The following is a 2,410-nucleotide window of genomic DNA, read 5'->3' as shown; positions in this document are numbered from 1 at the left end:
CTTCACGAGGGGCCGGGCCGGGGGCGGCGTCGCGGTGCGCGGTCTCGGCGTTCATGACGGCTCCCTGGGGGCTTCCTGGAGGCTTCCTGGGACTTGAGGGATAGTCACTATCCCGTAGGTACCTACTATATCCACGGTGTTAGCTTCGCCGGGTCGTTGACCAACGGACCGGAATGGAGCGGGAAATGATCGCAGTGACAGGGGCCACCGGGAACGTCGGACGCCCTCTCGTACGGGCACTGGCGGCGGCGGGCGAGCCCGTGACGGCCCTCTCACGCCGGGCCCCCGCGGACGACCGGCTGCCCGCCGGCGTACGTCACGTAACCGTCGACCTCGCGTCGCCGGAGGGGCTGCGGCCCGCCCTCGCCGGCGCGAAGGCGCTGTTCCTGCTGGTGGCGGGGGAGCTGCTGGGGCCGCGGGCGAGGCCGCACGACCTGGTGGCGGCCGCCCGGGACAGCGGGGTGCGACGCATCGTCCTGCTCTCCTCGCAGGCGGCGGGGACCCGGCCGGACGCGGTCTCCCACGAGCCGCTGCGGGCCTTCGAGGCCGCGGTCCGCGACTCCGGCGTGGACTGGACGGTCCTGCGTTCGGGCGGCTTCGCCTCCAACGCCCTGGCGTGGGCGGACTCGGTGCGCACCGCGCGCACGGTGGCCGCGCCCTTCGCGGACGTGGCGCTGCCGGTCGCCGATCCCGCGGACGTCGCCGACGCCGCCGCGGTCGTCCTCCGTGAGGGGTCCCACGCGGGCCGGACCTACGTGCTGACCGGGCCCGAAGCGGTCTCCCCGCGCCGGCAGGCGGAGGTGCTGGGCGGGGAACTCGCAGTCCCGCTGCGGTTCGTCGAACTCAGCCGCGAGCAGGCCCGTGAGGGGATGCTGCGCTTCATGCCGGAGCCCGTGGCGGACGGCACGCTGGACATCCTGGGCGAGCCGCTGCTCGCCGAACAGAGGGTCGGCCCCGACGCCGAGGCACTGCTCGGGCGTCCGGCGCGGCCCTTCGCCGCCTGGGCCGCCCGCCACGCGGCGGCCTTCCGCTGACGCGGAGGTGCCGCCCCGGCCCTCGTGGGGGCGGGGCGGCACCGTGGTCCCGTCGCCCGGGTCAGGGACGGACGACGAGCTGGAAGGACTGCGCGGCGGAGCCGTCGCAGGGGCGCTGGACCAACTGGGTGCCGCTCGGGTCGCCGGTGGGGGCGGTGAGGCACTTGCCGCTGTGCCGGGCGGTGAAGTGGTAGCGGCCGCCGGACTCGGCGACGGGCTTCCACTGCTGGTTGGCGCCGCCGCCGTACGTCCACAGCTGGAGCGCGGCGTTGTCGGCGGTGGAGACGTCCGTGACGTCCACGGCCTTCGCGGTGTCGTTGCGGGCGGCCAGGCGCGTGTAGCCGCTGTCGGTGGACAGCACGCGGAAGTCCTGGGCGGTGGTGGAGTTGCAGGTGTACTGCTGGATCGCGGTGCCGTTGGCCGTGGCGGCGGCGCGGGCGTCCACGCAGCGGCCGCTGCCGGCGTTGACCAGGGAGTACCAGGAGGTCTCGGAGATCGGGTCGGTGGGGGCGGGGTCGCCCGTGGAGCCGGTGCCCAGCCACTTGAGGCCGTCGAGCAGGAAGGTGTTCTGGGTGGCGCTGGCGAAGGTCGACGACAGGGGGGTGTTGGTGTCGTAGTTCATCGCGTTGTGGCCGAAGTTGGCGTACAGCATGCGGTACTTGGTGTTGGTCCACAGGATCGGGTAGTAGCCGCTGTACCACGACTGGTTCGGGTCGGTGCCCAGGGGGAAGCTGACCGGGTCGACGGACGCCAGGACGTCGATGTCCGGGTTGTTGCGCAGGTCGTTGCTCCAGCTGTACCACTCGCTCACCGACGAGGTGAACGTCGCGGGCAGGTGCGTGGTGGAGGGGTGGGTGCGGTCCTCGACGCGCAGCACGGCGGTGGTGGGGCCCCAGGTGTTGGAGCGGAAGTTCCCGCTGCCGAGGAACTGGTTGTAGTACCAGGGCCAGCTCTGCGCGTTGTCGGTCCAGGCCGAGACGTGGAAGCCCATCCAGGCGCCGCCGCCGCGCATGTAGGTCTCGAAGCCGGAGCGCTGGGCGGCGCTCTGCGGGGCGTCGTCGAGGAAGAGGACGACCTGGTACTGCTTCAGCGCGTTCGCGTCGGTCAGCAGGTTCCAGTTGGTCGTCGAGGTGTACGTGAAGCCGTTGGCGGCGCCCGCCTGCGGGAACCACTGGTTGGCTTCCTTGACGAAGTTGATGTGGGCCGCGTCCCAGGTGCCGTTGTAGAACGCCAGCACCTTGAAGGGGGCGGCGGCGGGGGCGGACGTGGCCGGTGCGGCGACGGCGCCCAGGAGGACGGCGAGCAGCAGTAACAGGCGGGCGGCGGCGCGCCTCGCGGCGCTCGTGGCACGGGTCATGGGGGGAGGTCCTTCCCGG

General features: G+C 72.8%; 2 protein-coding genes. One reads left to right on the top strand and one right to left on the bottom strand.

The annotated features are described in order from the left end of the window. Positions 1 to 185: 185 nt before the first annotated feature. Positions 186 to 1,034, top strand: a complete 849-nt coding sequence (locus PV350_RS46120) for an SDR family oxidoreductase (protein WP_500339250.1) — start codon at positions 186 to 188, stop codon at positions 1,032 to 1,034. 61 nt (positions 1,035 to 1,095) lie between these two features. Here the strand turns inward: PV350_RS46120 and PV350_RS46115 are convergent, their stop codons facing one another. Beyond that, positions 1,096 to 2,391, bottom strand: coding sequence for a ThuA domain-containing protein (locus PV350_RS46115; protein ID WP_499510513.1), 1,296 nt, complete (start codon positions 2,389 to 2,391; stop codon positions 1,096 to 1,098). Positions 2,392 to 2,410: the final 19 nt, after the last annotated feature.

The sequence above is a fragment of the Streptomyces sp. PA03-6a genome, from assembly GCF_033792765.1.
In the GTDB taxonomy this organism is placed as follows: Bacteria; Actinomycetota; Actinomycetes; order Streptomycetales; family Streptomycetaceae; genus Actinacidiphila.
Note: the sequence above shows the minus strand (reverse complement) of the source record. Positions and strands in the feature narration are given on the sequence as shown.

Coding starts and splice junctions, on each gene's coding strand:
- PV350_RS46120 (WP_500339250.1), top strand. CDS start 186: ATGATCGCAGTGACAGGGGCCACCGGGAACGTCGGACGCCCTCTCGTA.
- PV350_RS46115 (WP_499510513.1), bottom strand. CDS start 2,391: ATGACCCGTGCCACGAGCGCCGCGAGGCGCGCCGCCGCCCGCCTGTTA.